General features: G+C 52.8%; 7 protein-coding genes. 5 read left to right on the top strand and 2 right to left on the bottom strand.

Annotated elements, in window-relative coordinates; translation table 11 throughout:
- The 5 genes from NCN04_RS07565 to folE all read left to right on the top strand — a co-directional run.
- The coding region (locus tag NCN04_RS07565; RefSeq protein ID WP_250395677.1) for an aldehyde oxygenase (deformylating) at positions 1 to 460 on the top strand (460 nt) is incomplete at its 5' end.
- Between the two features lie 159 nt (positions 461 to 619).
- Positions 620 to 1,666: a long-chain acyl-[acyl-carrier-protein] reductase gene (locus tag NCN04_RS07560; protein ID WP_048346904.1), complete on the top strand. Its 1,047-nt coding sequence runs from the start codon at positions 620 to 622 to the stop codon at positions 1,664 to 1,666.
- 20 nt (positions 1,667 to 1,686) lie between these two features.
- A complete protein-coding gene (locus NCN04_RS07555; RefSeq protein ID WP_048346903.1) occupies positions 1,687 to 2,676 on the top strand; it encodes an acetyl-CoA carboxylase carboxyltransferase subunit alpha in 990 nt (329 codons plus the stop codon).
- 24 nt (positions 2,677 to 2,700) lie between these two features.
- On the top strand, positions 2,701 to 3,408 hold the full coding sequence (locus NCN04_RS07550; RefSeq protein ID WP_250395676.1) for an SDR family oxidoreductase: 708 nt from the start codon (positions 2,701 to 2,703) through the stop codon (positions 3,406 to 3,408).
- Between the two features lie 12 nt (positions 3,409 to 3,420).
- Positions 3,421 to 4,164: a GTP cyclohydrolase I gene (gene folE / locus NCN04_RS07545; protein WP_250395675.1), complete on the top strand. Its 744-nt coding sequence runs from the start codon at positions 3,421 to 3,423 to the stop codon at positions 4,162 to 4,164.
- Between the two features lie 25 nt (positions 4,165 to 4,189).
- On the opposite strand, the gene NCN04_RS07540 is transcribed toward folE, so the two are convergent.
- Both NCN04_RS07540 and NCN04_RS07535 read right to left on the bottom strand, forming a co-directional pair.
- Complete coding sequence (locus NCN04_RS07540) at positions 4,190 to 4,744, bottom strand: hypothetical protein (protein WP_250395674.1); 555 nt, start codon at positions 4,742 to 4,744, stop codon at positions 4,190 to 4,192.
- Positions 4,719 to 5,380 (bottom strand): phosphoribosylanthranilate isomerase (locus tag NCN04_RS07535; RefSeq protein ID WP_250395673.1); only part of this gene is annotated, 662 nt, incomplete at its 5' end. The genes NCN04_RS07535 and NCN04_RS07540, both read right to left, overlap by 26 nt.

The raw sequence follows: 5,380 nt of genomic DNA, 5'->3' as shown, positions 1-5,380 counted from the left end.
TGACATGCCCTTTGCCCAAGAGTTTTTTGCTCCTTTGCATGGCAACTTCCAATCTGCTCTGAAAGAGGGGAAGGTGGTGACTTGTCTGCTCATCCAGGCCCTATTGATCGAGGCTTTCGCGATCTCGGCTTATCACATCTATATCCCTGTTGCTGACCCCTTCGCCCGCAAAATCACGGAGGGTGTTGTTAAGGATGAGTACACCCACCTGAACTATGGGCAAGAGTGGCTGAAGGCCAACTTTGAAGCAAGCCGCGACGAGTTGATGGAAGCCAATAAAGTGAATCTTCCGCTCATTCGTTCCATGCTCGAGCAGGTGGCTGCTGATGCTTCTGTTCTTCACATGGAAAAAGAAGATCTGATCGAAGATTTTTTGATTGCCTATCAGGAAGCTTTGAACGAGATCGGGTTTAGCTCCCGCGATATCGCTCGCATGGCGGCAGCAGCACTGTCTGTCTAACGACGTTTTAACCCCAAGGGTGTCGCGGATGGTGGGCTTCAATTTCGCCCCTTTTCGTTCACCCTGAACCCTGCCCGTGCTTAGGTGGATGCGAAATCCATCACCTGATCGGTTGATGCGGTTCAGATTCCTGCTTTTAAGTACGACCGTCGGCAGCACATGTTTGGTCTGATCGGACATTCCACCAGTTTTGAAGCTGCTAGGCGTAAGGCTTTAGAGCTGGGTTACGATCACATTGCTGAGGGTGATCTTGAAGTTTGGTGCAGTGCACCCCCTCAATTGGTAGAGCATCTTGAAGTCACGAGCCTGACTGGAAAAACAATTGAAGGTGCTTATATCGATTCCTGCTTTGTCCCAGAGATGCTGAGCCGCTTCAAAACGGCAAGGCGCAAAGTGCTGAATGCCATGGAGCTAGCTCAGAAGAAAGGGATCAACATCACGGCTCTGGGTGGTTTTACTTCGATTATTTTCGAGAATTTCAATCTTCTGAAGCATCAAACCATTCGCAGTACAACGCTGGAATGGGAGCGATTCACGACTGGAAACACCCATACGGCATGGGTCATCAGTCGACAGGTTGAAATCAATGCTCCTTTACTTGGTATCGACCTCAGGAAGGCTCGGGTTGCGGTGGTGGGAGCAACTGGAGATATCGGGAGTGCCGTTTGTCGCTGGCTAACACAGCGCACTGGAATTAAAGAGCTGCTCATGGTCGCTCGTCAGCAACAGCCCCTGAAAGACCTGCAACAGGAATTGGGGGGCGGCCGCATTCTCAGCCTGGATGAAGCGCTCCCCGAGGCTGATGTTGTGGTCTGGGTAGCGAGCATGCCCCGCACGTTGGAAATTGATGCGGATCGCCTACAGAAACCCTGCCTAATGATCGATGGTGGCTATCCCAAAAACCTCGATTCGCGGGTGGCTGGACAAGGGGTTCATGTCCTCAAAGGAGGCATCGTTGAATTTGTATCCGATATCGGCTGGACCATGATGGAGAATGCTGAATGGCAGATGGAGAAGCCTCAGCGGCAAATGTTTGCTTGCTTTGCAGAAGCCATTCTTCTCGAATTTGAGGCTTGTCACACCAACTTCAGCTGGGGCAGGAACAACATCACCCTTGAGAAGATGGATTTCATTGGCGCTGCTTCGGTCCGTCACGGTTTCTCAACTCTCAACCTCCAGGGGCAGCTTCAGGCTGCCGCTGCCTGACGTTCACAGATCCGGTTTTCATGGCACGTCGCCCCCTGCTCGAGTTTGAAAAGCCCCTGATTGAGCTTGAACAGCAGATTGAGCAAATTCGCCAGTTGGCAAGGGACTCAGAAGTTGATGTGAGCCAGCAGTTGCTTCAGCTTGAAACCCTTGCTGCTCGCAGACGCGAAGAGATTTTTCAAAACCTGACTCCATCGCAGAAAATTCAGGTTGCTCGCCATCCCCATCGTCCGAGCACTCTGGATTTTATTCAGATGTTCTGCGATGACTGGGTTGAGCTCCATGGTGATCGACGCGGTAGCGACGATCAGGCTTTGGTGGGTGGCCTTGGTCGCATAGGTGATCGCTCGGTGGTGCTATTGGGGCATCAAAAGGGGCGTGACACGAAGGAAAACGTGGCGCGTAACTTCGGGATGGCGACCCCAGGTGGATATCGCAAGGCCCTGCGATTAATGGAGCATGCCGATCGTTTTGGTCTGCCGATTCTTGCCTTTATCGATACTCCTGGTGCTTATGCGGGCTTACTGGCCGAAGAGCAGGGGCAGGGTGAAGCAATCGCCGTCAACCTCCGTGAGATGTTCCGCCTGAGAGTGCCAATTATTGCCACGGTGATTGGGGAAGGCGGATCTGGTGGTGCTCTTGGAATTGGTGTTGCTGACCGGCTTCTGATGTTTGAGCACAGCGTTTATACGGTGGCGAGTCCTGAGGCCTGCGCCTCGATTCTCTGGCGTGATGCAGCCAAAGCACCCGAAGCGGCGGCAGCGTTGCGCATAACCGGCAAAGACTTACTCAGTCTTGGTGTGGTTGATGAGGTGCTTGCGGAACCGTCTGGGGGAAACAATTGGGCCCCCCTTGAGGCGGGCGCAACACTGCGGGAAGCTCTCGAGCGCAATCTTTCAGAGCTTTTGGCACTACCGCCTCAAGAATTGCGGGATCAGCGTTACCGAAAGTTTCGGGCGATGGGCCGATACCTCGATCCAGCCTCGTCAAATGCTGACTCAGCTTCTTAGGATTGCCAGGATCGCTGAGGCTCATTGCCCTCTGTACTAATTACCGGAGCATCTCGCGGTATTGGCCGTAGTGCTGCTCTTGCTTTCGCTGAAGCTGGGTGGGATCTCATCCTTTTATCCCGCAGCGAAGCCTCTCTTCAATCCCTTGCAACTGAATTAGCTTCGACTGGTCAGCGCATCGTGTGCGGAGCTGTTGATCTAACAAAGCCTGATGAAATTGCTCCAAGGGTGGAAGAGTTGCTCAGTCAGGGGCTTACGCCTGCTGTCTTGATCAACAACGCGGGAGCTGCGTGGACAGGAGGGCTACTTGAGATGCCCTTGGATCGCTGGAATTGGTTGATGCAGCTCAATCTCACCAGTGTGTTTCAAATGTGTGCTGCCGTGGTTCCTGCCATGCGCCCTGCGGGTGGACTGGTCATCAACATCAGTAGTCATGCTTCTCGAAATGCTTTCCCGAATTGGGGTGCGTATTGCACTGTGAAGGCAGCCTTGGCCAGCTTCACGCGTTGTCTTGCTGAAGAGGAAAGGACTCACGGGATCCGCGCCTGCACGCTCACCCTGGGTGCTGTTGATACGTCTCTTTGGGACTCGCCAACAGTCCAGAGCACCTTCGACCGGCGTGCCATGCTCCCAGCCGATCAAGTTGCTGTTACGCTTCTTCATCTTGCGCAACAACCGTCCTCGCAAATCGTTGAAGACCTCACTTTGATGCCAGCTACTGGTGCCTTCTGATAACACCCTGACATGACTTCTACTATTCCTGCTATCTCCAACGGAACATTGGCTCAACTCAACACTGGAGTCCAACCCGTTTCTCAGAGAATTCGCCAACGTCTTATTGATCAGGGTATTTCTTTCCTGGCAAATGACAACGTGGCGGCATTTATCCAAACTGGTGAGCTTGATGAACTCGAGCATGAGGTTGCTGATCGTGTCAGGGATCTTCTGCGCAGCTTGGTCATAGATATCGAAAATGATCACAACACTGCTGAGACGGCAGAACGTGTGGCTCGGATGTATCTCCGTGAGGTGTTCAAGGGTCGTTATCACCATCAACCGAAGGTTGCGAGTTTCCCAAACGTCAAGCAATTAGACGAGATTTATACCGTTGGTCCCATCAGTATTCGTTCTGCCTGCTCTCACCACCTTGTTCCGATCATGGGGAATTGCTGGATCGGAATCAAGCCTGGTGAGCGAGTCATCGGCCTCTCCAAGTTCACCCGTGTGGCTGATTGGGTGTTCTCAAGGCCTCATATTCAAGAGGAAGCGGTCATGATCCTCGCCGACGAAATTGAGCGGTTATGCGCTCCCCAAGGTTTGGGCATCATCATCAAAGCTCAGCACTACTGCATGAAATGGAGAGGTGTGCGTGAACCGCAAACCAGCATGATGAATTCAGTGGTTCGTGGAGATTTCCGTCATGACCCCAGCCTTAAGCAAGAATTCTTTGAGCTAGTGCGGCACCAGGAAGCGATGCTCAGCTCCTGATTTTCTGGTCTGAGCTGAAGTGGGATCAGCGGGATTGAATGGGTCCAATCACGTTGCTGCTCACTCGCTGGACCTCTCCATCACTGGTTGCAACAACAATCACAGCCATAACTTCACCACCTCGATTGGCTTCGCTGATTCGATAGGTTTCCTCGCTCCGATCAGACACAAGTTTCCAATGACCATTCCCTTGGCGTTGGTACCAATGAATATGAACGCTGTTGATCTGATCTCCCTGGAGATCAAACTCAGCTTTAAGGAGTTGCCCTTCTTTTGCTTCTCCGATCAGGACGAATTTTTTAAGTCCTTGGATGGTTTGTGTGATCCGCCCCTCCATCTGGACGTCTGATGAGATCTTTTGATTGAGAACGTTGATTTGTTTTTCAGGGTCTGCCGTTAACCCAGGCACGCATTGCAAACTGCCGTTTTCGAGGCGACAACCTGGAAGCATTCCTTGCGCTTGCGCTGCTGCAGGGAAAAGATTGATCCATGAGAGAAGCAATACAGATGCTGCAGCCCGATAGGCCATGGAAATCGCTTGAATTGATTGCAACTTATTGCCGAAGTGGTCCGTTGTCATGAACGGCTTGAACAAGGGCGCGAACTTTGTTGAGGTCTTTCACTCCCGGTTCCGCTTCAAGACGGCTTGAGGCATCGAGTCCATAGGGTGAAACCACTCTGAGAAGTTCAGGGACCCATTCGGCGCTGATTCCTCCAGCCAACCACCAGACGGTGTTTGGTTTCAGCTGGTCATGCAAGTGGGTGAACCAGCTTGGGTTCAGGCGATGGCCGGTTCCACCAAGTTGATCAGGGCTCCAGGCATCGAGCAAAAGAGCGTCGAGAGGGGATTCAAAAGAGCTCAGTGAACTCAGATCTTGTTCAGTCCGGAGTCTCAGGGCTTTCCACCAGCGCACCTTGGGATGGCGCTGCTTGAGCTGGATGCAGCGCTCTGGCGTCTCCGATCCATGGAGTTGAACAATGGTTGGCGTCCCCTCTCCGTGAAGTGCGCTTGCTACGGCGTGATCGGAGGGATTGGCGACCACCCAGACCCGCTCAACGGTTGGATGCAGCTGTTCCAAATCCATAAAAATGGATCGTCGACGCGGCTCCTCGACGAAACGGGGTGTTTTGTCCACGCCGATCACTCCGATCGCCTGCACTCCCATGGCCGCGATCGAACAGGCTTGAACAGGATCGGTGAGCCCACAGATCTTCA

This window comes from Synechococcus sp. MU1655 (assembly GCF_023630655.1).
GTDB lineage: Bacteria > Cyanobacteriota > Cyanobacteriia > PCC-6307 > Cyanobiaceae > Synechococcus_C.
The sequence above is the reverse complement of the archived record's forward strand: the minus strand, read 5'-3'. Positions and strand labels throughout refer to the sequence as shown.